This window comes from Candidatus Omnitrophota bacterium, from assembly GCA_040755155.1.
GTDB lineage: Bacteria > Hinthialibacterota > Hinthialibacteria > Hinthialibacterales > Hinthialibacteraceae > JBFMBP01.
Map to the genome: position 1 here is coordinate 76,395 of JBFMBP010000029.1, position 22,833 is coordinate 99,227.

Annotated in this window: 21 protein-coding genes; 9 read left to right on the forward strand and 12 right to left on the reverse strand. The window is 49.7% G+C overall.

Annotated features, from left to right (window positions below):
* Positions 1–126 precede the first annotated feature (126 nt).
* The 5 genes from AB1656_03190 to hemA form a co-directional block, all read right to left on the reverse strand.
* Entirely contained in the window at positions 127–447 is a 321-nt protein-coding gene (locus AB1656_03190; GenBank protein ID MEW6234369.1) for a HepT-like ribonuclease domain-containing protein, read from the reverse strand.
* 19 nt (positions 448–466) lie between these two features.
* Positions 467–787, reverse strand: a complete 321-nt coding sequence (locus AB1656_03195; protein MEW6234370.1) for a nucleotidyltransferase family protein — start codon at positions 785–787, stop codon at positions 467–469.
* Between the two features lie 96 nt (positions 788–883).
* The gene (gene hemN / locus AB1656_03200) at positions 884–2,293 is read right to left on the reverse strand and encodes an oxygen-independent coproporphyrinogen III oxidase (GenBank protein ID MEW6234371.1); all 1,410 of its coding nucleotides are present in this window, start codon (positions 2,291–2,293) and stop codon (positions 884–886) included.
* Positions 2,286–3,347 (reverse strand): uroporphyrinogen decarboxylase, encoded by a 1,062-nt coding sequence (hemE, locus tag AB1656_03205; protein MEW6234372.1) that lies wholly within the window; start codon positions 3,345–3,347, stop codon positions 2,286–2,288. Before hemE ends, hemN begins: the two co-directional genes overlap by 8 nt.
* A gap of 164 nt (positions 3,348–3,511) precedes the next feature.
* Complete coding sequence (gene hemA, locus AB1656_03210; GenBank protein MEW6234373.1) at positions 3,512–4,843, reverse strand: glutamyl-tRNA reductase; 1,332 nt, start codon at positions 4,841–4,843, stop codon at positions 3,512–3,514.
* Between the two features lie 747 nt (positions 4,844–5,590).
* On the opposite strand from hemA, the gene AB1656_03215 reads away from it, so the two are divergent.
* Complete coding sequence (locus tag AB1656_03215) at positions 5,591–6,553, forward strand: hypothetical protein (GenBank protein MEW6234374.1); 963 nt, start codon at positions 5,591–5,593, stop codon at positions 6,551–6,553.
* Between the two features lie 236 nt (positions 6,554–6,789).
* The gene (gene nuoI / locus AB1656_03220; protein ID MEW6234375.1) at positions 6,790–7,440 is read left to right on the forward strand and encodes an NADH-quinone oxidoreductase subunit NuoI; all 651 of its coding nucleotides are present in this window, start codon (positions 6,790–6,792) and stop codon (positions 7,438–7,440) included.
* A gap of 55 nt (positions 7,441–7,495) precedes the next feature.
* Here nuoI and AB1656_03225 read toward each other — a convergent pair whose 3' ends face one another.
* A complete protein-coding gene (locus AB1656_03225; GenBank protein ID MEW6234376.1) occupies positions 7,496–8,020 on the reverse strand; it encodes a DinB family protein in 525 nt (174 codons plus the stop codon).
* 495 nt (positions 8,021–8,515) lie between these two features.
* Between AB1656_03225 and AB1656_03230 the strand changes: the two genes are divergently transcribed.
* A complete protein-coding gene (locus AB1656_03230; protein MEW6234377.1) occupies positions 8,516–10,069 on the forward strand; it encodes a hypothetical protein in 1,554 nt (517 codons plus the stop codon).
* A gap of 275 nt (positions 10,070–10,344) precedes the next feature.
* On the opposite strand, the gene AB1656_03235 is transcribed toward AB1656_03230, so the two are convergent.
* The 3 genes from AB1656_03235 to AB1656_03245 form a co-directional block, all read right to left on the reverse strand.
* The gene (locus AB1656_03235; GenBank protein ID MEW6234378.1) at positions 10,345–11,232 is read right to left on the reverse strand and encodes an ARMT1-like domain-containing protein; all 888 of its coding nucleotides are present in this window, start codon (positions 11,230–11,232) and stop codon (positions 10,345–10,347) included.
* Positions 11,233–11,319: 87 nt separating this feature from the next.
* Complete coding sequence (locus tag AB1656_03240) at positions 11,320–12,237, reverse strand: glycosyltransferase family 9 protein (GenBank protein MEW6234379.1); 918 nt, start codon at positions 12,235–12,237, stop codon at positions 11,320–11,322.
* Positions 12,230–14,092: a glycosyltransferase family 39 protein gene (locus tag AB1656_03245; GenBank protein ID MEW6234380.1), complete on the reverse strand. Its 1,863-nt coding sequence runs from the start codon at positions 14,090–14,092 to the stop codon at positions 12,230–12,232. The genes AB1656_03240 and AB1656_03245 overlap by 8 nt, the downstream gene beginning before the upstream one ends.
* 150 nt (positions 14,093–14,242) lie before the next feature.
* Between AB1656_03245 and AB1656_03250 the strand changes: the two genes are divergently transcribed.
* The 6 genes from AB1656_03250 to AB1656_03275 all read left to right on the forward strand — a co-directional run bounded on the left by AB1656_03250 (position 14,243) and on the right by AB1656_03275 (position 20,196).
* A complete protein-coding gene (locus AB1656_03250) occupies positions 14,243–15,730 on the forward strand; it encodes a radical SAM protein (protein ID MEW6234381.1) in 1,488 nt (495 codons plus the stop codon).
* 59 nt (positions 15,731–15,789) lie between these two features.
* Entirely contained in the window at positions 15,790–17,151 is a 1,362-nt protein-coding gene (locus AB1656_03255) for a PhoPQ-activated protein PqaA family protein (GenBank protein ID MEW6234382.1), read from the forward strand.
* A gap of 95 nt (positions 17,152–17,246) precedes the next feature.
* A complete protein-coding gene (locus AB1656_03260) occupies positions 17,247–17,627 on the forward strand; it encodes a DUF2188 domain-containing protein (GenBank protein MEW6234383.1) in 381 nt (126 codons plus the stop codon).
* A complete protein-coding gene (locus AB1656_03265) occupies positions 17,624–18,268 on the forward strand; it encodes a hypothetical protein (GenBank protein MEW6234384.1) in 645 nt (214 codons plus the stop codon). The genes AB1656_03260 and AB1656_03265 overlap by 4 nt, the downstream gene beginning before the upstream one ends.
* Positions 18,269–18,566: 298 nt before the next feature.
* Positions 18,567–19,202: a hypothetical protein gene (locus AB1656_03270; protein MEW6234385.1), complete on the forward strand. Its 636-nt coding sequence runs from the start codon at positions 18,567–18,569 to the stop codon at positions 19,200–19,202.
* A 97-nt stretch (positions 19,203–19,299) separates the two neighbouring features.
* A complete protein-coding gene (locus AB1656_03275; GenBank protein ID MEW6234386.1) occupies positions 19,300–20,196 on the forward strand; it encodes a tetratricopeptide repeat protein in 897 nt (298 codons plus the stop codon).
* Between the two features lie 109 nt (positions 20,197–20,305).
* Here the strand turns inward: AB1656_03275 and nusB are convergent, their stop codons facing one another.
* The 3 genes from nusB to AB1656_03290 all read right to left on the reverse strand — a co-directional run bounded on the left by nusB (position 20,306) and on the right by AB1656_03290 (position 22,666).
* Positions 20,306–20,773, reverse strand: a complete 468-nt coding sequence (nusB, locus tag AB1656_03280; GenBank protein ID MEW6234387.1) for a transcription antitermination factor NusB — start codon at positions 20,771–20,773, stop codon at positions 20,306–20,308.
* The gene (gene ribE, locus AB1656_03285) at positions 20,770–21,234 is read right to left on the reverse strand and encodes a 6,7-dimethyl-8-ribityllumazine synthase (protein MEW6234388.1); all 465 of its coding nucleotides are present in this window, start codon (positions 21,232–21,234) and stop codon (positions 20,770–20,772) included. Before ribE ends, nusB begins: the two co-directional genes overlap by 4 nt.
* 238 nt (positions 21,235–21,472) lie before the next feature.
* On the reverse strand, positions 21,473–22,666 hold the full coding sequence (locus AB1656_03290; GenBank protein MEW6234389.1) for a bifunctional 3,4-dihydroxy-2-butanone-4-phosphate synthase/GTP cyclohydrolase II: 1,194 nt from the start codon (positions 22,664–22,666) through the stop codon (positions 21,473–21,475).
* Between the last annotated feature and the right edge of the window lie 167 nt (positions 22,667–22,833).

Consider the following 22,833-nt stretch of genomic DNA (forward strand, 5'->3'; position numbering starts at 1 on the left):
TAAACCTCAAAAAAAGCGATTGGTGAAAATTGGTGGTGGGCTACGCTTTACTTTGAGCCAACCCTACGACTCTTAGCAAATGTTAGATTATATGATGACAAGAAAAATTGAATAATTGGATTCGAATCATATATCTTTCTCTCTCATCATAGAGACGATCTTTTCCAACTCCTGACGGAGATAAGGCAATTCATTTACTACGGTTTTCCATACGATATCCGTTTGAATGTCAAAATAAGCATGAATCAAACGATTCCTCATTCCGATAATATCTTCCCAAGGAATTTGAGGATATTGATATCGGCATTCTAAAGAAATTTTAGAAGCTGCTTCACCTATGACCTCTATACATCGAATGACCGCGTTGAAAAATATTCTGTCGGAATCTAAATCTTCTCTCTTTCGTCCTTGCGCAATTTGTGAAGCTTCCAAAGTCCAATCCAACATGTGTTGGAGCCGAATCCGGTCACTCTTGTTCATATTGAACCTCTGCCGAATTCACTACCTCTTCGCGAAAATACCGGCTCAAATCGCCAGGGGTTCGAAGATCGGCTTTGCGGCCAATGAGCTTGCTTAATTCTATTTCCATACCTGCAAAACCGATCAATCCCGGCTCTTCTCCTGATATAAATTCCACAAGAATGTCGATATCGCTATCAGGACGGAGCTCGCCGCGCAACGCCGAACCGAACAAGGATAATTTTCGAATATGATTTTTCCGGCAGAATAACTCCAATTCTTCCGACGTAAGATTCAAAACGGGATTTAGCCGTATGATTGCACTCATAAAAATATCTCCATCGTTTTCAGCACCGTAGGGTGGGCTCGAAACGAAGCGTAGCCCACCATTTTTAAAGAGACGCTTATATCGATTCTAGCTGATTCATAGCGTCTTCGAAAACGCCGTCTGTCCGCCCCTTTGCCGCGCCAACGCCAGCCGCCGGTCGAAAGCCATGGCGATGGGACGGATGATGATCTGCCCGATATCCGTCACGCGAATTTCCTGCGACATATCCGGCTCCAAGAGTCCATCGGCGGCGAATGGCTGCAACGATTGCAACTCCTGCGCAAAATAGCGATGAAAATCCTCGCCCCACAATTCCCGAAAACGTTCGGCGGAAACGCGAAGATTGCACATCAATTCCATAATAACCCAACGGCGCATACGGTCGTCGGGAGTCAGTTCGACGCCGCGCTCGATCGGCGCTTCGCCGCGTTCGACTTTATCCGTATATTGTTTCAAATTTTTCTCGTTTTGCGCATAAAGGGCGGGAAGGCTGCTGATGGCGGAAACGCCGAAGGCGTACAAGTCGGCGCCCGCCCGCGTCGTGAAGCCCATGAAATTCCGTTGCAGCGTTCCTTCTTTCTGGCTGAGCGTCAACTCGTCATCAGGCTTGGCGAAATGATCCATGCCGATATAGGCGTAGCCGCGCTCGGTGAAGCCTTCGATGGCGGCTTTCAAGATCGCCGTGCGTTCTTGCGCATTGGGCAGGCTGGTCTCTTCGATCTTGCGCTGATGGGGAACTTTTTCGGGCAAGTGGGCGTAGTTATAAAGCGCGATGCGGTCGGGATCGATGCGATAAATGATATCCAAAGTCTCATGAAAAGTCTTCAACGTTTGAAAAGGCAATCCATAGACCAAGTCGATATTGACGCTTTCGAAGCCGAGGCGGCGGCAATCCTGCGCGAAGCGATTCGTCTCTTCCGCGTCTTGTGGGCGGTTGATAGCTTCCTGAGTTTTGGCGAAAAAGTCCTCTACGCCCAGCGATATGCGATTGAAGCCAAAACGGCGCAAGACTTGCAGATGCTCGATCGACGTAACGCGGGAATCCACCTCGATCGATCTTTCCGAATCCTCGTCGTATTCGAAAAGCGCTGTAACTTTACTCAGCAGCCGCTCCAATAATGGCGGAGGCAGATGGGTGGGAGTACCGCCGCCCAGATGGAACTGGATGACGCGGCGTCCGGGCGCGATTTCCTGCGCCGTCCGCTGCGCCTCGCGGCTAACTGAGTCAACGTATCGCTCCATTATCTTTTCGCTTTGCGTGATGATGACGTTGCAGGCGCAGTAATAGCAACGCTCGCCGCAGAAGGGGATATGAATGTAAATCGAAAGCGGACAGGATGCGCCGGATTGGTTGGTTGCGCGAACATGCTTCCAATAGATATCGGCGCCTACCTCTTCCGTCCATTCCGGCGCCGTGGGGTAGCTGGTATAGCGCGGCCCCCGCAGCGAATATTTTTCGATCATTTTAGGATCGATGGTTTGTATAGCCGATGCGGCGTTACTCATAGTCTTTCACCGCCTTAATCGCTTCTTTCACGCTCTCCACTGGCGTTTCCGGCAGTACGCCGTGGCCCAGGTTGAAAATATAACCTTGCTTGCGTCCGAAATCCCGCAACAGGGCTTGCACTTGCTCCCTTACCGTTTCCGGCGCCGCATAAAGAACAGCGGGATCGAGATTGCCCTGCAGCGCAACGCCTTCTCCCGCGATTTCCGCAACCTCCCGCAAAGGCGTAATCCAATCGACGCTCAAGACGGCGGCGCCCGTCTCTTTCATTTCGCGCAAATAGGGCGACGAGCCTTTAACATATAGGATAACCGGTGTTCCTTGGGATTGAATCGCTTCTACGATTCGCCGCTGATAGGGAAGCGCAAACCGCCGGTATTCCTTCACCTGCAGCGTTCCCGCCCAGGTATCGAAAATCTGCACCGCATCCGCGCCCGCCTGAATTTGGATTTTAAGATATTCAATCACGGCGGGCGTGATAAGCTCCAGCATTCTCTCCAGCCATTGCGGTTGGGCGTAGGCGATCTCTTTGATATACCGCAGATTCCGGCTGACTCCGCCTTCAACGATATACGTCGCCAGCGTGAAAGGCGACCCGGCGAAACCCAGAATTGGAACGCCGCTTCCCGCCCGTTTGCGGATTTCCCGAATGGAATCGAAAACGGGAGGCGTTTCGGAAAAATCGGCGGGACGAATGGATTTCCAGTCAGATTCTCTTCGTATGGCGGGCGCTACGATGGGGCCGCCTTCGGCGTATTCCACCGAAAAACCCATTGATTCCAAAGGAATCAGAATATCGTTGAATACGATAATGGCGTCCACGCCGAGAATGTCGAACGGTTGCAGCGAAACATCCGCCGCTACCGACGGCAGGCGGCACATCTCCTGAAACGAGTACTGCCGCTTCACCTCCTGATATTCCGGCAAATATCGCCCCGCCTGCCGCATCAGCCAAACTGGAGGACGATCGATGGGAGCGAAGGAAATCGCGTTGAGAAAACGTTCTTTCCGGCTCAGCTCCTGGGACGCTGGCTTGAATAGAGTGGATTTCATCATAGTAAATAAATCTTGCCCTCTTGCAAAATTCTGTTATTATTCCTCCCCCAAGACTGGGGAGGTTAGGAGGGGGTTGACTTAAGTCCATCAAAATCAACCCCCCTCTAACTCCCCCCAAGCTTGGGGGGAGAATTGAAAGACATATTCTATTAATTGTAAGAGACTCAATCTTTCAAAGGTTTCACGGCGGCCATGCCGGGAGCCGTGCGCGCGCCGTGATTCGTATTGAATAATTCGGAAAGGCAGTTGCAGGCGTTGGGGCATGAGGTAACTTTGTGAAATTGGCGGAGATTTCGCCGAGGCATTAGGATAATGCGCTCCGATAATTTTTTCATTTTCGCTTCGATGATTTCCTTTTGCTTCAAGGACAAATCGGGCAGCGTATCGAGCAAGTCTTGCAATTCGTCTTCGCAAATTTCCTTGGCGTATTCCCCCATGCTGGCCGCCAGGGCGTCGATATGCAACGGCAAAGACCAGGGCATTAGCACATCCAATTCTTCCTCGATGATTTGCTCAGCGCGTTGATATTGCTCCGACCGCTGCTTCTCGTTTTCCTGGGCTAATAACCGCAAGGCTTCCAGGTCGACAAGCGTTACGCCTTCCACTTCTTCTACAGATCGTTCGATATCCGGCGTAAGCGTAACATCGATCAAGATGCGTTTCTTGGGACGGGCTTTCGCCGCCTTTTCCGCCGCTGCGAGCGTAATCAACGGCTCAGGCGACGAGGTAGTGGAAACGATAACGTCAGACTCGGCGAGAATCCGATCCATCTCGTCCAATCCGTAAACCTTGCCGCCGAGTTCGTTGGCTAATTCGATGCTCTTTTCCGGGCTGCGGTTGGCGATCCGCAATTCTTTCACGCCGGCGTCTTTCAAATATTTCGCCGCCAGTCCGCCCATCTTCCCGGCGCCGATTACGGTCGCTACGACATTGCGCCAGGAAGGTACGGCTTTTCCCGCCCATTCCACCGCCAACGCCGCGATGGACATGCGGCCTTTGCCCAAACCGGTTTCGTTGCGCACTCGCTTGGCAACGGAAAACACCCGTTGAAAGAGGGTATGGAAAGTCTTTTCCACCACTCCCAGTTGAGCGGCTCGAGTATAAGCCTCTTTGACCTGACCCAAAATCTGGGCGTCGCCGATAACCATCGATTCCAGTCCCGACGCTAGGCGCAGAAGATGCTCCACCGCTTCCGCATCGGCGATGACGGTCAGCGATGGCCGCAATGTCTCAAGCGTCAATCCCGTATAATCGGCTAGTTCATGGGCGAAGGCGTGCGCCGCATCCTTGACGGAATTGACTCCGGCGTAAAATTCCGTCCGGTTGCAGGTGCAAAGCCCAACCACTTCTTCGATAAAGGGCGTATTCATCAAATGGAGCAACAGCCTGTCCATATCTCCTTGCGGAATGGAAAACTGGTTCAAGTCCTTTAAGGAAATATTCTTATGATTCAGGGTAACAACGAGAAAATATTTGGGATTAGCCTCGCGCATCATGGCTCCAACTAGTGGTTCATTTCATTTGAAATTGTTCCCTCGCCCTCTGGGAGAGGGTTAGGGGGTTTTTCAATAACGCAACTATTAAAATAAATTGAAAATGATCACTAGGTCTTTTCTTAAAAAGTGTGTCTGAATTGCATGATCCAATTAAGCAAATACCGTGCTCATTTTTTTCTTTAAACTGTTTCTCAATTATATTATTCTAACTCCTTAAATCATAGTAAACTACATAATTTTAATTTTTTTTGTTCATTTTCAATATAAACCCAGATTCAACAATTCTGCCGCACCCAACCCTTGATTTAGTGCGGCGATTTTGCTGGAAGATGATCCACAACCTATATTGCCATGAATTAATAACTCATGTTACGCGCAATTTAAAGTAATAGAGGAGGCTCTTGCAAAAAGGATAAAGTCTACGCTTTAATTCTCCCCCCAAGTTTGGGGGAGTTAGAGGGGGGGGGTGATTTTATTAGGCTTAAGAAAACCCCATCCTAACCTCCCCCAGGCTTGGGGAGGAATTATGGAGTTTTGCAAGAGGCTCTTTTATCATAAAAATATCAGCAAAAAAATTTGAAAAAATTATATTTATCCATATAATTATTCTTACGCATGATCGATACTATCGAGAAACAAATTAATATATTCGAAAGGAGAAACCGCAATAAAACATAAACTGAACGTCTTGAACGAACTTGGCAGAAGTCCTATTTCAAAAATGTTGGAAATTTGGGGAGGTAAAATATGAACAAGAAACTCATCGTTTTCGTAATAGCCGTATCCTGCGCGGTTATTTCAGTTCCATCGGCTTCCTGGTCGGCGCGAATCGGTTATATCGTATTGGAAGCAGTCCAGAACGGGATGTTGGGCGTAGATCTCAACGACAGAAGTTTTAGCGATTGGGTTGAATTGGTACAGGATGCGAAAGTTCTTCTAGAAACCCAAACCGCTTCTGCTGGCATCCTGAATCATATTAAAAGGTTGGAAGAGCAAGGACATATTGTTAATATTTACGGCTCTCAAACCGACGACCAACTCGGTCTCGAATATATGGAGGCAAATAACGACCTGATTATCGTCTCGGAAAATCCCGGCTCCGGCGAGACGGGCGCATTTTACATTGGAGCGAAAATCCCTACGATCATTTGCGAATCCTACTTAATCGACAATTACCAGCTCATTTCCAATTGGTCCAGCGGAATGCCGGGCGACGAGGATATCAACGCTCGCGAGTTCAAAGTAATTAAGAAGGATCATCCCATTGCTCGTGGTTTGCCGGAAGTATTCGCGCCGTTGGCGATCGATGTCAATGGCAGCGGTAAGCCATACATAGGCAACTGGACGGTCCTCGCCATGAATTCTCGCAACCTGTTCAAGCAAAACGTAGTCATCGAATTAGTCGATCCCGTGGCTCCCATTCCGCAAGAAAATGCTTATACATTGGAACCGCAATGCCCAGTTGTATGGGCTTTTGAAAAAGATGAAACCCCATTGGGCAATCCCGCCCGCGTGGCGTTTTTCGGTTGGGGTACTGAAAATGCCACCGGGGTTGGATTGGCGGACAATCCCATTTTTGCCGATGGAAGCACGGCGGGAATTTACGCTTTCGACGTAATAGGGGATCTGGGCTGGAAATTATGGGATAATGTAGTGGCCTGGGCTTTGGGCCAAGAACCGGTCAATGTCGCTAACTGGCCGCTATATTGATCTGAATAAATCCCCAAAAATCTCACGCGAAATGAAAAAGAGGCGGTGGAATAACGAAAAAAAAACTCAATGAGGCTTGGATTCCACCGCCTCAACGTAACTCCTGCGAATAATCCTAATTCTGCTTCCCCTAATGAGAAAAATAGCTTCATAGGATCCAAGAAACGGGATTAACGTTGCCGCCGCTCTGATGAACCGCTACAATTCTTGCATGGTTCTATGGCGAGGTTAACGAAATGGACAAAAGCATCTTTCGGCCCTTGCCGATCGCGCCCAAGCAGAAAAGCGTTCAAGTCCAGCTTTCCTTGCAGCAAATGAAAAACCTGGGCTGGGATAAATCCCTGCAAATCGCGTTGGCTATTGTAAAAGGGATGTTATTGACCTTGAGGCATCTATTCCGCAAGCCGATAACGTTCAATTACCCCAACCAAAAGCGCCGTCAGTCCGTCCGCTTTCGCGGCATTCATAAATTGCAACGCCATGAAGACGGCTTGGAACGCTGCGTGGGATGCGGCCTATGCGGCGTCGTTTGCCCATCCAACGCCATCTACCTCGAAGCGGCGGAAAACACGCCGGAACATCGCGCGTCCCACGGCGAACGCTATGCTTCCCTTTACCAGATCGATATGCTGCGGTGCATCTTCTGCGGTTTCTGCGAGGAAGCCTGCCCCGAAGACGCCATCATCCTCGGCCCCAATTGGGAAGCCGCCAGTACGGACAGAAACGACTTTATCTATTCCAAAGAGCGTCTTCTCGTCCCTGTGGAGAAGAAAGACGATTTCCGTCCCGGCATGACCTGGCCGGAACAGAAAATCAACACGCTTCCCACCTCTTCCGTTCTTCCAGAATATTACGAAAAAGAGAAAAAGCGGCGGAAAGTCATTTAAAAATTCCGCCGCCTACTATAATAATTTCGATCTCCTAAAATTTATCGCCAGATTATTACATGCCATACAAATGGCCGGTATGCACCGGCTTCCCCTGCAACTTCAGATAGTAGAACAATTGGCATTTGTGCTGATTGAGATGATTCACCATTTGCAGCAACCAATACCCCAGCGCTAATTTCCGTGGATCCCAGGGCGCCGAGAGAAACTTATTGGTCAGATCCTCCTCCGTCGTTATGGCGAGCATATCGAAGGCCAGCTGCTTATCCTTGATAATAGCCTCCTTCGCTTTCGCTACGCTCTCGATCGCGGGCATTTTCTCCGCTGGCGGCAACATCTCTTCGGGTTTAAGATCCTCCAACTTGACGCCTTCCGGCAATCCCCAATCGCCGGTGAGGAAGCCTTGGAAACACATGCCGCATGCGTTGGTTAAATGCATCAGCATTTGGCTCATCGTCATCCAGTTGCCGCCTGTGGCGGGTTTCCAATTCAATTGATCGTCCTCCGCCATCTCCACCAGTCCCAGCGTCGATTTGTAGGCGCCTTCCAATTCGCTCTTGAGCAATTCGGTCCAATTCATCTTCTCTCTCTCCTTTTCCTTAAGAATATTACAAAACGATGTCGTCGATTCATAAGATGCTCACTTAAAAAAATCAATTGCGTCTGGCGGCTTATAAACGATGCGCAGCCTGCCTTTCACCCTTCCCCCTTCGCTTTTCCGGCTCACTCCTTTTTTTTCTTGTAATCGCTAAGAACCTTTCCCCGAAAGGGGAATTCATCATTCATCATTTCCCCGCTTCATTTCTCGATTACTGAACAAGTGTATAATAAAAAAGGGAAGCCGTCAATAGGAACAATGAAATTTTCTATCGAATTTTTCATAAACTCTTAACCGAAAAAGCGGGAAAAAACTTGAAAAAACTAAAAATTACTGATAAATTGGGTCTGAATTAATATACATCTATGATTTGTTGCTAGATTTTCTCTTATGAAAGGGGTGATGTATGGGATAAAAAGCCATAGGTATGCTTCCTAGCCAACGCAAAGAGAAAAAAAAATAGAAAGGAAATATCTTATGTTGAAAAAATCCATTATTTTATTTGTTGGTCTCATCATGGCCGCGGTTCCGTCTTTCGCCACGACGAAGACGGTAGGCAAATCCGGCGCCCAATTCACCTCCATACAAAAAGCCATCGATTCGTTCACGGAAGCCGAAGTCACCGACGGAACGCCCGACGTCGTCGAGATTATTGATAGCGCGGAATATGACGAACAGGTCATGATTGGCGGATTGATCCCCGATCCCGATCTGAAATTCCCCGAAACTCAAACGGGATACTTGGATTCGGTTATCGCCTTGACGGCAAAGCGCGATCCCTTCACCTTGCGCGGCAAGGATCCCGCCAACCGTCCCAAGATCAATCCTGTCTCCCCGACTCCTGTAACCTACGGCGTCTTCACCAATGACGTAACCGATCATTTCATCGCCACTTTCTCCTATCTGGGAATCAACATCAACGTGGAAAATATCGAAATCCTTCAATCCTCCGTGATCGATGCCGATCAATACGGGATGAATGGCCAGGCGGGCCAGGCGACGTTCAAAAACGTTCTCTTCGCTCATAGCGGCGATGCTTCGGCGGGCGAGGCTCTCATCAATTTCAATAATGCCGCCGATATCGCAGGCCAGGGATTCGATAATTCCTACTATTTCGTCGATTGCGCTTTTGACGGCGCCATCAACGGTGAGCGCAGCGAAATCAACTCGATCTATTTCCACGGTTATACCAGCGGCGATGCGACGGAAGCGGGCGTCAATATCGAAGATATCGCCGCCAACATGACCTTCGAAAATTGCAAATTCCTCAATGCGGAAGAACCCATGGTCATCCGGGGACGCGATCAAGCCAACAACGTTACTCTAAAAAATTGCTTTTTCTCCAACAACCTGCATGGCGCCCGCGGCGCGGGTAAAGGTTCTCTTATGGTAGAGAATTGCATTTTCACGAAAAACGCCATCCAAACTGGCGATTTCGAAAACGAAACCGGCGCTGTAGAGACGGCGGGACGCAGCGGCTTTACGCCTTCCGTTACAGTGAAAAATTCTTTGTTCGTCGATAATTTCAATCGCGACGAGGTGGGCGATTTGGGAATCAATTCGAAAGTGGGTTCGATTTTAATTAAAAACGACGGAACCGATCCCGACGTATCTATTGAACAATGCACATTTGTCAACGATCCCATCGCCATTCGTTTTCATGACGCTTCGGGACGTCCCCGCAAAGCGACGGTCAACAATAACATCTTCAAGAACGCTTTTATCGTTCTTACGGCGGACGCCTATTTCGGCAACAACGCCGATGCAAACGATGACGGGCTGATTCAAAACGTCATAGCCAACGGCTCTGGAAACATCTTCGATGCCAACAAGGTTGTCGTCGAGGAACAGGATAAACTTCCCAACGTTAAAATTCAGGGAAGCGATGCCAGCGTCGTCTTCAACAATCCCGCCATTGCAACCGACGATCCATTCAGTGGACCGCCCTACAAAGTTGCTTCCGGCGCGCCTGTTGGAGTTGGAGCCGATCTCAGCCCTTCCACAACTGTGGGAGAATTTATGCTGTACTAATCGATCGCAATTAAAGATTGTTTATGAGACCCGCCTTTCTCCACCCGAAGGCGGGTCTTATTTTTTTTTCAAAAAAAGGTTGACAATTTGTTGTAAGCGTGATTTACTTACTTGTGTAAAGTAATTCTCAACACAACTCTTTGAGGGAGAACTATTGCGGGAAGGCCCCCCCTCCTCAAAAACTTAGGACGACGCTGCCTGCGTCCGCTTGCAATAGTTCTTCCTCACTTTTTTTCTCATCTCATATCAGTTATATATATATCATTATCAAATAGTTATCCATTACCTCTCATCATCACCGCATCCCAAAGTTTCACTCCCAACGAAGCCGCGATCACTTCGCATTTCGCTTTTAAAATAAAGAAAATCCTCTTATCCGCGAGCGGTAAAGTTTCGTAATTCGCTTGCCCTTTCGAGACGATGATATCCGCTTTTTCGTATAACGCTTTCAATTCCTTACTGGCTTTCGTTAGGATCGTTCCTAATTCGTCATTGCCGTTTTCTATGACATTCGCCATCCGATCTAATCCGACGGTCTTAGCGTCCTCCATCGTGGCGTCGTTGAGCACGGGAACGCTGCGGACGACGGCGGCGATTTCCAAAAGGGGATAATGCTTCCGTATCTCTTCGATGAATACTTTATCGAAGACGATTTCACCTGCATTATCGCAAAAATAAAGCAGCAATCTCTCCGATTTTCCTTCCGCTTCGTCGAGCGCCTCAGCGAATTTCCGGTAATCGTCGCGCTGGAAACCCTCACGCATCACTTTATCGATCGTCGCCTGAATATCGAAATCCTCATGAATCCCCAGGTCGATAATGTTGCCGCAAGCGGCCAGTTTGCTGGCGATATGGAGAGGTTCGGAACTCTGCGTAATTCGTTCTTTCAATGAAGGGTATAATTCCAAAGCCATTCGATTGTTCGCCTTTTTTATTTCCGCGAATGGATCGCGGCTACCCGCATGGTTTTGCGCCAAACGAATGGCGAATAACGACAGTTCCGCCGGACTCAAAGCGGGATCGGCGGGATCGATGATGGCGTCGAGTTCCCGCCGCAACGATTCCAGGCATTCGAGCGAATGATGATTTCCATTCCGAACCAACTGATAAATCCGAATCCCTTGGCGCTTGGCGCAATCGATGCAAGGCGCTTGATATTTCATTTGTTGACTTTCTATGGTTTTATTTCGAAATTGATTGAACGGCATGGTCATTATAATCGCCAATCCAAAGATGAAAACGGGCAGGCTTTAGACGGAAAGACGGGCGTCTACAATGCGAACATGATCGCCCAGAGGCGCCCAAACCGCCGGATTAGCGGCGGTGAAAATCGCCAGCGACGGGCATCCCGCCGCCGCCGCCATATGCGTAACGCCGCTGTCGTTCCCTATAAACAAATCCGCCTGTTTTAGAATCGCGGCAAGAGAACGCAAAGGTTCGTCTTGCAAAAGAACCACATTACTATTTCCCAAAAAATGCAAAACGCTTTCCACCGCCTCCCCGTCAGCGGGACCTTGCGTAAGCAATATTTGCAGCGGCCAGCGCCGTTGCAATGCCTGCGCCGCATGAGCGAACCATGGCGGCGGCGCTTGTTTCGCACGGCTCCCCGCCCCCGCATGAAGAACCAGTAAAAAATGGCGCGAACGATCGATGCCCAGTTCATCCAAACGCCGTTGGGCGGCGGCGATTTCCGCTTTCGTTAGCGAGAGACGCGGCGCTTGTAATTGATCGATGGGGACTAAACCATCCAGCGCATGAAGATAATGCCGAGAGGCATGGATGGAACCTTCCGCATCAGGCAATGCGGGATGTATTCGAACGATTTGATCTTGGCGAACCTGCAACCGTTCTTTTAAAGCCAATTCTTTGGAAGCGGTATAACAGATAATAAAATCGAAGGCGCTTAAGTATTCTTTAAGAACCGGATGAATCGGAACGTCCATCCAAAAAAGGCTTTCCACGCCCTTATATTCGGAAGAGACGGCGCAATCAGCCAGTCCCGCGCCTGTCAACAGTTCCATTCGCTCCTTGTTCCCCATCAATTCGATCCAAGCGCAAGGGTATTGTTCACGAATGGCAAGAATAGCGCTGGATAACAGAATCGTATCGCCGATAGCGCCGTTGCGCATCAAAAGCCAGCGGACGGACGTTGGCGGATTATTAACCACTGGCGTCAGGCTTTCGCAACAGATAAATCGAAGTTCGCCGATGGCGGTAAACGGGGATGAGATAATCCGGTTTGAGAATGGATAAATCGAGGTTTTTCGCCAGATTGGGAAACGGTTCGACCAAATGCGTAATCCCTGCGCCGCTTAACCGTTTCGCCAGTTCTGAAGCCTCTATCGTTTCGGGGAGATTCTCCAAAAAAGGAAGATAGCCGTATTTAATGCCGGAAATATGCTTCCGCTGTAAGGGATAGCCGATTCCCAATACGTAAGCATCCAGAGGAAGATGCCCATTCGCCCATTCGATGGCGGGATAGGCGAAAAATCGCTTAGTAAGAAAATCGCTGCGCTGCTCGGCGCTGAACATCGGCAAAACGGATTCCTTCAAATCCTGCAATTGAACATAACGATAAGTAATCGCATTGAAAAAGAAAACCATAGCCGCTGCTGGCAGTAAAAATCGCTGTAGCGATTCCATGTTCTGCAGGGCGTCCCTGACGGCATAGAGGGAAAAAACGGCGGGAATCGCCAACAGGATCAATGTCGAAGCAAAAAAACGTCCGTCGTTATTATCCACGAATAGCGAAAACAATAAGAACGATAGAAGAATATGGATAGATAATCCTGCGAAAACATACCCCGGCAATTGCGCTCCGATGCCGATCTTTTTCCACCAAACGGAAGCCAACAGGGATGCGCCGCCCAGGATCAGCAGCGCATTTCCGTCCAACAATAAAAGCCAAACGCGATTTAGCCAAAAAGGAAGAATATTCCCAGCGCTATAGGTATCCGCCGCGGGAGCGTGATGGCGGAAAAAATCGTAAGCCTGGCCTGCGGCGGGAGTATGCGTTCCGAAAAGTGTAGGCATAAGCGGATACACAGGATTGCCTGTCCAAACGGCATTGTAAATAAGCCAAGGCAACATGGGGAGAAGCCCTAAAACAGCAGCGGGAAAGAGCAGCCGCAGCCACCGGCGAACGGAGAAATTTCGTAAAGTTAAAATCAATAAAAAAGTATATGGAATGAAAAAAACCAGCCAGGCGACGTATTTGGTTCCCATCGCCATACCGGCGAAAAAACAGGAAAAGAGCAAGCAGCGGCTTTTCATAGCTTCCTTCTCTTCCCGCCAAACAAAGTAAAGAAACCATAACGCCATTAGTTCCCAAAAGGCGCGAATGAGATCGATATACGCTGAGGTCGCCAAAAAACCGAATAACGGCAGCGTCGCGGCCAACTGCGCCGCCAACCACCCCGCTTCCGGATGCAACAGCTGTTTGACGAACGATCCCAAGGCCAGCAAAATAAAAACACCGAAGAGGTAATGGATCAGCTTAGCGAGGGAATCGTCTCCCAATCCCAACGCAAAACCATAGAGAATTTCCCCATTTTTCGGCATATACGTGAAGACGTGCCAAGTAATTTCCACAATCTTCCCATACGCTAGATAGAGGTTGGGCGTTGATAGATGATAGTCGTAAGGATCGCTGCGGGTTTCGGGCGTAAAAACCGTGCCGAGACAAACGATAAGCATGACGGCGATGCAGACTTGATAGACGCTGGAAGACAGATTCCCTTCTTTCCAAAAATAAGCCAGCCAGATTTTGCGCATAGATATCGCGCGAATGACGGCGGCGGCGAAATAAAACGCCCAAATCGCCCAAAACGCCGGCGCGGCGTAGCCTCCCGTCGATCCCAATATAATCAGGAACGCCGAAAGCCAAACCATCCCTACGCCCCACGCGATGGCTTTGGGGCAATCGGACGGCATTCCTAAAAACCGCAATGTGTAAGCGCCGATCGCTTCGCCGCCCGCCGCAAGACAAAATCCGGTTCCGATGTAGAGAATGAAATCGATCAAAACTTCCCTTGCCTGAATTCAACTAGAATCTTGGATAGAACAGCATACAATGTTTTATCGCAGAATTTTAGCCAAGGTAAGATCGAAACAGCGGTTGATCGTCAGCGTAATAGATAAATCCATGGAACTCGGTTCCAATAAATGAGGTAGATGATGCGAGTCACTTTCGTATTCGATAATGTATCGTTAAGCCACCAACCCTTAGGTCCTTGCTACATTTCCGCCGTGCTCAAAGAGGCGGGACACTCCGTTTCCGGCGTCAACGTTGACGAAGGTCCTGATTACGTGGAAAAAATTGTCCGCACTGCGCCCGGCATCCTCGCCTTTTCCACGACAACGAGCCAGATGCCGCTATATTTGAAGGTTAACCGCGAACTGAGGCGGGAATATTCCTGCTTCTCGCTCTTCGGCGGCCACCACCCCACCTTCTTTCCCCAAATGATTGAAGAAGAAGGCGTCGACGCCATCTGCGTCGGCGAGGGAGAATACCCCATGCTCGAATTGCTCGACCTGTACGAATCGGGAAAAGATTACACTGGCGTTGCAGGCATGAATTACAATATAAACGGCAAGATCGTCTCCAATCCCCCGCGTCCCTTCATCGACAATAAAAGCCTCAACCAACTTCCCTTCCCCGATCGCGAACTGATTCGCGATTTCCCCATCTGGAAATATCGCATCGGCTACGTCATTGCGGGACGAGGCTGCCCTTACGATTGCTCCTTCTGTTTCAATCACGTCTCCCGCGACACCCAGGCGGGACGTTGGACCCGCATCCGCAGCGTGGATAACGTTCTCGCCGAATTGAGGTGGCTCAAAGACGTTTACAAAGTCCTCTACATCGCCTTCCAGGACGACACCTTTATCCTCAACCGCCGCTGGCTGCGGGAATTTTTACCCCGCTACGGCGAGGAAATCGGCCTGCCCTTTATGTGCAACGTGCGCTGCGACCTTACGGACGAGGAAGAAGCCCAGCTTCTGTCCCAAGCGGGCTGCATCCGCGTGGCGATGGGAATCGAGAACGGCCAGGACGATCTCCGGCAGAAGATTCTCGCCAAAAATATCAGCACGGAAGAGATTCAAAACGCTTGCGATCTTTATTACAAATACGGCATCCGCGTCATGGGCCAAAATATGATCGGCGTACCCGGCGAAACGGTGGAATCAACGATATCCACCATTGAACTCAATATCCGCGCCCGCACCCACATCAATATGTTCTCCTTCTTCCAACCCTTCCCAGGAACGAAACTCGCCGAGTTATGCGCGGCGGAATACGGCTTCAGCGGCGATCTCAACGAAATCCCCCGCGAGTATCAGGACCGGTTAGCGGACAGCATCAAACTGAACGACAAGGAATTGATCGAGAAAATCGGACAATGCGCCCATCTTTTCACCAGTTATCCCCGCGTATTCTGGTTCACGAAAAAAGTATTATCGTGGCTGCCATCCCTCCGCTTAAAACTCTGGTACTTGGATATCCTCGTTCGTATCAAAAGAGAACTGCTCAAAAAGGGCGAGGCCGGTCTCCCCGCCGTCTGGCATCAGCCCAAATTCATCATGGAAGCCGCCCGCTCCGAACAGCCGGATATTCCCATTCAATCCGTAGGCCGTGAAATCCGGCGGGAAGCGGCGTAAGATAATAACTGATTTTTGAATCAATAAGATTGGAATTCCTTTTATAGAGAGGTATTTTAATGAACTGTCGTCGCGCAGACCATCTCGTTTGCATCGGCGCTCTTTTGGCGCTATCTTTTCTCCTGGTTGGAAATATGCCTGCATCCGCCGCTTCAAACGCTCTCCAAGAATATATTGAAAATCCCGATCCCGCCTATTCCTGGGTCAATTACGATCGCGGTGAGGCGGAAGGTTTGGATATATACTATCTCCAACTCCACTCCCAAACCTGGATGGGCATTCCCTGGTGTCACCAGTTAACGATTCTCATGCCGAAAGAACGCGCCCAATCGGATTGCGCGCTGCTTTTCATCAACGGCGGCTCCAACGAAAACGGCCAACCCAAATGGAAAAAGGCGGACAAGGAAACGCTCCAGTTTTTCGGACGCATGGCCGTTGGCTGCGGCTGCCCGGCGGCCATCCTCAGCCAAGTCCCCAACCAACCTCTGTTTGACGGTAAAAAGGAAGACGAAATCATCTCCTTTACCTTCGATAAATTCCTAAAAACTAAGGATCCCAATTGGCCGCTTCTTTTTCCTATGGTCAAAAGCGCCGTCAAGGCGATGGACGCCGTTCAAGCATTCTGCGGCGATAAATTGCAATGGAAAGTAAAGAAATTCGTCGTCTCCGGCGCTTCCAAGCGCGGCTGGACCACCTGGCTGACCGGCGCCGCCGATAAGCGCGTCAAAGGCATTGCGCCGATGGTCATCGATACGCTGAACATGGGACCGCAAATGAAGCACCAGGTCGAATCCTTTGGATCGTACAGCCAACAAATCGAGGATTATACGAAATTGAATTTGCCGGACAAACTCGGCTCTCCCGAAGGAAAAGTGCTAACCGATCTTGTCGATCCCTACGTCTACCGCCGGAAACTTAACATCCCCAAATTGATTTTCATGGGCACGAACGACGAATATTGGCCGGTCGACGCCATCAAGTATTATTTTGACGATCTCCAAGGCGAAAAGTACATCCATTACGTCCCCAACGCCGGTCACGACCTCGGCGGCGGCGAACAGGCCGTGCGCGCTTTGGGCGCCTTCTTCTATCAATGCGCCCGAGGCGAAAAACATCCCAAAGTGACATGGCGTCTTTCGCAAAAAGAAGATGAAGCCGTATTGAAAGTCGCAGCGGACGAGAGCGTCATCAGCGCGAACCTCTGGACCGTTCTTTCCTCCGACCGGGATTTCCGCAACGACAAATGGTCCAGCCTTCCCTGCGGCGAAGAAAATTCCCCCAAATTCGCCGCTGAAGTATCCTTCCCCAAATCGGGTTACAAAGCCTTTTACGTAGAATGCGTCTTCCCCAGCCCCCTGGGAGAAACCTACTCCCAATGCACCCGCGTCTACGTCGCCAATCCGTTAGGAGTGATGGATTGAACGGGATGCGGTTGGGGGCGTTTTTTTGTTGACTGACCTACGGATATCGTTATAATCGAGAGAGGGAAATATTCTGTTATAAGACGAGAAGAAAAATGTCCAATTATCCAGCAAAAGAAAAATCAAATTCTACGGTACAAATGCCAAAATCGCCTCAGAATGAAAAAAAACTCGGAATGAGAACGATAATCGGTTTGGACAAGCCTACGAATTTGGATGCAGAAGCTGTAAGCAAAGCTATTGATTATTGTTACGAAGTAAGAACCTTATTAGTGTCTTATTCGGATTTGCATAAATGGTCAATAGTGAAAGCGGGTAAAATGCTTAAAAATTTCGCCACTAAAAATGAAGCGGTTAATTATGGACGCCGTTTAGCGAAAAAAAATAATTACGACCTGATTATTCATAGAAAAGATGGGAAAATCATCGAATCCATCCGTCATGGCTTGATCCCCATGAGGCGCGCCCCCAAATGAAGACGGCGAACTATGAAAAAAACGTTTTTATAAATTGTCCTTTTGACGACGATTATAAATTCCTTTTTGATGCTCTCGTTTTTGCCGTTCGCGACTGTGGATTTACCGCCCGTTGCGCCTTGGAAATCGACAACGCCGCTCAAACAAGAATCGATAAAATCGTAAAAATCGTTTCGGAATGCCAATGGGGCATCCACGATCTATCGCGAACGGAACTCGATGCAAATAACTTGTTGCCTCGGTTTAATATGCCTTTTGAGTTGGGCATCTTTTTAGGCGCAACCTGGTTTGGCGACGAACATCAAAGAGAAAAACGCTGCTTAATTCTCGATAAAGAAAAATACCGTTATCAAAAATTTTGTTCGGATATCTCTGGTCAAGACATTAGCGTTCATGATGGAAATATCCAAAAGGCGATTACTCTTATCCGCAATTGGCTGCAAATTGGTTACTCAGACAAAAACATTGTCATTCCCTGCGGTTCCATCCTATTTCAACGATATGAAATATTTGAAGACGATCTTCCAATTATATGCAAAAATATGAACCTTAACGAGAAGGAGATAATCTTTAGCGATTTTATTTTTCTAATCGAAAAATGGTTATTGAAAAACGATTGGAGGAGAGTTGATATTTTATAAATTCCATAAAGCCATTGCCAAAATAATGACGTAAATTTACATACGAATGCTATGCGCCCATACCCAACGGCGAACGTGGAGAACCGATTGACGGCTCTGGATTGGAATCGTCATCCCTTCCCGGCGAGGGAATTCGCTTTTGCGATCTTCCCGGCTTGCGCAAAAAAATAATCCCCGAAAAATCAGCTGGACGCCTTGGACTCTTCGATACATAATAGAAAGAGAAGAACTTCGATTATCGGGGGATTCCAGCGCTATGTTCATCGATGCAGTACGATCAATAAGAAACGCTAGGCCAATGGCGATGCTGGCGGCGATCGCGGCGGCCTTTTTGCTCATCGGCGCGGGATGCGCCTCGCCTTCCTTCAAAGCCATGCCCGCGCCAGGAATCGATTTGACTCCCAATGGAGATATGGCTATCCAGAGACAAGGCAATATCTCCATCAGCATTCGCCAGGCGAGTTTGCCCAACCGGTTATACGGCGAACTCACCGCCTTCACCGTCGCCATCAGCAATCTCGCCGATAAAGAAACCGACTTCATTCCCAAAGAATTTCTTCTTTTCGAAGGCTCTGGGCGCCAGTTTTTCGCCCTGCCGAAAGAAGCGATAAACGAAGTTTCCAACGTCAGGGTTTCCCGTACTTTTATCACGTACGGCTTCGCTTATAGCCATTACTACAATCCCTGGTGGATCGGCGGCGGTCCCGTATTCGTCGAACGATCATATCCCAGCCTTTTGGCGAATGCTCTGCCCACCGGCCCCATCAGGATTTTCCCCCGCTCCATCGTGGAGGGCAATCTCTACTTCAACGCGCCTTCCACGCGGCTGGATTCCGCGCGCATCCGCATTACGCGCCTGGAGCGGTTTCCTAAAGATCAAAATGACGCGCCGCCGGAGTATACTTACGTATTCCCCTTCGCCGTCATCAAATAATATAGAGCGGCTCATGAATGATCCGGCTTGCTGCGGCAAGCCCTAACTATCGAATCCTCTCGCGCAAGCCGGAACCGAATCGAAGGGAGGAACGATCATGAATCGTATAATCCTCATATTGGCCATCGCGGGCATTCTCGGCGTACTTCTCGCGCCGATGGAAGCCCAATCCCAGCGCTATTATTATCGCCCCTATTTCGCAGGCAGCGGCTACGCTTACGCCTATCCTCTTCTTGTCCGTTACGAACGGCCCATCTTCGGCAATCAATATCCCTACGAATTCAAACGCCGTCCGCTCAGCGTGCCCGATACGTCGCGCCTCGCCTTGCCGAAAACGCAAATCGTCTACGTCAATTCGCCTTATTCTTTTTCGCCTCTGCCATACGCTTCTTATTACCCGCCGCCTTCTCTTTCCTCTTACGGGAATCTGGAGGCCGTTAGTCCTTATCGTCCCCCCATCTCCGAACGCCAAATTCCGCCATCCGTTTCTCCCCCGTCTCCCCCGCCCCGCCCTCAAGAGGAGAGCCAATCTTTCGCCGAGCATTTGACGGAAGCCAACCGGCTGTTCAAGCAACGGGATTACGTAAACTCCGTTCCTGAATTCCGCCAGGCAACGAACAAGCAGCCCAGCAACGCTCCCTCGCAAATGGGTTTCGCCCTGGCTCTCTTCGCAACAGGCGATTACGGCGCAGCGGCGTCCACGTTGCGGCAAGCGCTCAAACTGCATTCCGCCTGGTACGACAAAGCGGTGGATTTATCGGTCTATTACGGCGATTTGAACGATTTCAAGGCCCATTTTGCGCTGCTCGACCGCTATCTCCTCAAACAGGCAGACAATTTGAACGTAAAATTTCTCTGGGGATATCTGCATTTCGTGGAAGGAAGGCTGCAAAAAGCGGCGGACGCCCTGGCGCAAATTTTGGAAAAAGATCCCAACGAATTGGAAGCGACAACAATGCTGGGACGCTTAGCCGCTAAACAGCTGGAACCATAAATATCAAAAACAGTGGTCAGTGGTCAGCCGTAGGGTGGGCTCAAAGCGAAGCGTAGCCCACCAACTCTTGTCGAAGTGTTTCATAAGAGTAAATTTTGAAAACAGAAAATCAACCGCTGTTTTTAGGTTCATTGCCGGATCGGCGGATATTAGCGGCTAAAGCATCCAGAACGCCATTGAGAAAGCGGGGAGAATCGACGTCGCCGTAGCATTTCGCCAGTTCGACGGCTTCGTTGATAATCGCTTTGGGAGGAGCGCCCTTTTCGTCGAGCAATTCGCAAACGGACAGGCGCAGGATGTTGCGCTCCACGGGTGACATGCGGTCCAAGCGCCAATGCTTAGAATGTTTCTGGATGAATTGATCGATTCGGCTTTGTTCCTTGCAAGCGCTTAGGATTAACTGCCGGGCGAACGATTCCGATTCCGAATTGATGAAAAGGCAGTCGTCATCCTTCCACCAGTTCGGCGAAAAAAGAATGGGATGTTCTTCTCCCAGCCCGCGAAGAAAATCGAAACCGAAAAGCACTCTCAAGGCGTATTCGCGCCCAGCGCGGCGAAAACCGGATGATCGGGTCATAACTGCTCGCAAATATTGGCCATTTCGATAGCGGCGAGGGCGGCGTCGAAACCCTTATTGCCGGCTTTGGTTCCCGCGCGCTCTATGGCCTGTTCGATGGTGTTGGTGGTGAGAACGCCGAACGAAATCGGAACGCCGGTCTCCAGGCTCACATGGGCGACGCCTTTGGATGCTTCCGCCGCCACGTAATCGAAGTGGGGCGTTTCGCCCCGAATGACGGCGGAAAGCGCGATCAAAGCGTCGAATTCGTCGGTGAGCGCCATCTTCTTCAGCACCAAGGGGATTTCCCACGATCCCGGAACGCGCACGATGGAGATATGTTCTTCCTCGCCCCCATGCCGGATAATGGCGTCCAACGCGCCCTCCAGCAATCGTTCGGTGATAAAACTATTGAAACGCGATACTACGATGCCGAAAGTCTTCCCAGCGGCGTTCAGATTTCCTTCGATGTATTGCGACATATTCAATCTCCCCCGGTTTCAATCCACGCTCCCGCGAGGGGAGCGACTCACCTATTTGGCGGGCTGCGCTTTGCTTTTAGCCCACCCTACAGTCTTTGGGATTCAACCTAACTTGGCGGGCTACGCTTCGCTTTGAGCCCACCCTACAATCTACGCTTTGCTTTTAGCCCACCCTACAGTTCTCCCCTCACTCTGACCCTCTCCCAAAGGGCGAGGGGATGGAATTGCGTAACATGAGTTACATAAATATATGCCCCATTTTCTTTTCTTTGGTTTTCAAGTAATGAATATTATGCTCGTTCAGTCCCACTTGCAGGGGAACTCGCTCCACGATTTCCAATCCAAAGGCGGACAAGCCTACGATCTTGCGCGGATTGTTGGTCATCAAGCGCATTTTGCGGATGCCGAGCGAAGAAAGAATCTGCGCGCCGATTCCATAATCCCTTTCATCAGGCTTGTGTCCCAGTTTCAGATTCGCTTCCACGGTGTCGTAGCCTTGATCCTGAAGCACGTAAGCGCGCAGTTTTTCCACGAGGCCGATGCCGCGCCCTTCTTGCTTCATATACAACAGAACGCCGCGCCCTTCCTTTTCGATCGCCCGTAGAGCGGCGGCCAATTGTTCGCCGCAGTCGCAGCGCAGCGAACCCAGGACGTCGCCCGTGAGGCATTCGTCGTGAACCCGCAACAATACTGGCTCCGGCGTGGTTACGTCGCCTTTCACTAAAGCCAAATGGATTTTGTCGTCCACCTGATTCTCGAAAAGGTGAAGATTAAAATCGCCGTATTTAGAGGGCAATTTCGTCACCAATATTTGATTGACCAATTTTTCGATTCGATGGCGGTAAGCGATCAAATCCTCGATCGTAACGATGCCGATGCCGTATTTTTGCGAAAGCTCTTCCAAAGCGGGCATTCGCGCCGCATTGCCTTCTTCATCAAGAATTTCGCAGAGAGCGCCGACGGGAGTCAATCCGGCGATTTTCAACAAATCGGTAACCGCCTCCGTATGGCCTTGGCGCCGCAGAACGCCGCCAACCTTGGAAATCAGGGGAAAAACATGCCCCGGACGACCGAAATCTTCCGGTTTGGCGTTTTCATCGGCGAGACGCCGGATCGTTGTCGCCCGGTCCTTGGCGGATATGCCAGTTGTCGTTCCTTGCAGCGCATCGACGCTCACGGTAAAACTAGTATGGTGCAGGGACGTATTCTGCGCCGTCATCAAATCGAGATCGAGCCGCTGCGCCCGATCCTTTTCCATAGAAACGCATAACAATCCCTTAGCCACGGTAATGATGAAATTCACCTGTTCCTGGGTGATGATTTGCGCGGGATAGACTAAATCCCCCTCGTTCTCCCGGCTTTGGTCGTCGGTAACGATGAGCATTTTGCCTTGCTTCAGATCTTCGATCGCCTGTTCTACGCTTAGCGTCATTTTAATAAGCAAATCTCATGTAGGCTCTTCAAGCTAGCTGCTTTCGGATTAACTGGGAATACTACCTTGCCAATATCATATTAATCTTATCCTTGAAACTCGCAAAGAGTAATGGGATTGAATTGATTTTGAACATAAATCCCGCAGTTTTCTTGGATTGCGAAATA

Bases quoted from the DNA above. Each gene is read 5' to 3' on its own strand.
- AB1656_03190 (MEW6234369.1), bottom strand. From the start codon at position 447: ATGTTGGATTGGACTTTGGAAGCTTCACAAATTGCGCAAGGACGAAAG.
- AB1656_03195 (MEW6234370.1), bottom strand. From the start codon at position 787: ATGAGTGCAATCATACGGCTAAATCCCGTTTTGAATCTTACGTCGGAA.
- hemN (MEW6234371.1), bottom strand. From the start codon at position 2,293: ATGAGTAACGCCGCATCGGCTATACAAACCATCGATCCTAAAATGATC.
- hemE (MEW6234372.1), bottom strand. From the start codon at position 3,347: ATGATGAAATCCACTCTATTCAAGCCAGCGTCCCAGGAGCTGAGCCGG.
- hemA (MEW6234373.1), bottom strand. From the start codon at position 4,843: ATGATGCGCGAGGCTAATCCCAAATATTTTCTCGTTGTTACCCTGAAT.
- AB1656_03215 (MEW6234374.1), top strand. From the start codon at position 5,591: ATGAACAAGAAACTCATCGTTTTCGTAATAGCCGTATCCTGCGCGGTT.
- nuoI (MEW6234375.1), top strand. From the start codon at position 6,790: ATGGACAAAAGCATCTTTCGGCCCTTGCCGATCGCGCCCAAGCAGAAA.
- AB1656_03225 (MEW6234376.1), bottom strand. From the start codon at position 8,020: ATGAATTGGACCGAATTGCTCAAGAGCGAATTGGAAGGCGCCTACAAA.
- AB1656_03230 (MEW6234377.1), top strand. From the start codon at position 8,516: ATGTTGAAAAAATCCATTATTTTATTTGTTGGTCTCATCATGGCCGCG.
- AB1656_03235 (MEW6234378.1), bottom strand. From the start codon at position 11,232: ATGAAATATCAAGCGCCTTGCATCGATTGCGCCAAGCGCCAAGGGATT.
- AB1656_03250 (MEW6234381.1), top strand. From the start codon at position 14,243: ATGATGCGAGTCACTTTCGTATTCGATAATGTATCGTTAAGCCACCAA.
- AB1656_03255 (MEW6234382.1), top strand. From the start codon at position 15,790: ATGAACTGTCGTCGCGCAGACCATCTCGTTTGCATCGGCGCTCTTTTG.
- AB1656_03260 (MEW6234383.1), top strand. From the start codon at position 17,247: ATGTCCAATTATCCAGCAAAAGAAAAATCAAATTCTACGGTACAAATG.
- AB1656_03265 (MEW6234384.1), top strand. From the start codon at position 17,624: ATGAAGACGGCGAACTATGAAAAAAACGTTTTTATAAATTGTCCTTTT.
- AB1656_03270 (MEW6234385.1), top strand. From the start codon at position 18,567: ATGGCGATGCTGGCGGCGATCGCGGCGGCCTTTTTGCTCATCGGCGCG.
- AB1656_03275 (MEW6234386.1), top strand. From the start codon at position 19,300: ATGAATCGTATAATCCTCATATTGGCCATCGCGGGCATTCTCGGCGTA.
- nusB (MEW6234387.1), bottom strand. From the start codon at position 20,773: ATGACCCGATCATCCGGTTTTCGCCGCGCTGGGCGCGAATACGCCTTG.
- ribE (MEW6234388.1), bottom strand. From the start codon at position 21,234: ATGTCGCAATACATCGAAGGAAATCTGAACGCCGCTGGGAAGACTTTC.
- AB1656_03290 (MEW6234389.1), bottom strand. From the start codon at position 22,666: ATGACGCTAAGCGTAGAACAGGCGATCGAAGATCTGAAGCAAGGCAAA.